The organism is Rhodoferax sp. U2-2l (genome assembly GCF_020594515.1).
Taxonomy (GTDB): Bacteria; Pseudomonadota; Gammaproteobacteria; order Burkholderiales; family Burkholderiaceae_C; genus Rhodoferax.
In genome coordinates this window covers 1-255 of the sequence record NZ_JAJCTH010000047.1, presented here as the reverse complement: position 1 = coordinate 255, position 255 = coordinate 1, and the positions used below count along the sequence as shown (strand labels likewise).

Below are 255 nucleotides of genomic sequence, written 5' to 3'. Positions count from 1 at the left end.
CTTTGCATCAGTGGCTGATGCTGAATCGCCAAAAGATAACGGATGGCTCGGCTACGGCCAAGGCGCTTGATTACAGCCTCAGACGTTGGGGGCCGCTCACGCGCTTCCTCTCTGATGGGCATCTGCCTATTGACAACAACCATATTGAGAACCAGATCCGACCGATTGCCATCGGGCGCAACAACTGGTTGTTTGCCGGTTCACTGCGCGCGGGCAAGCGCGCTGCTGCGGTGATGAGTCTGATCCAGAGTGCCA

At 57.3% G+C, this 255-nt stretch carries 1 protein-coding gene; it reads left to right on the top strand.

The window, feature by feature from the left end; genetic code table 11:
- The coding region (locus tag LHU53_RS19615) for a transposase (RefSeq protein ID WP_227334470.1) at positions 1-255 on the top strand (255 nt) is incomplete at both ends.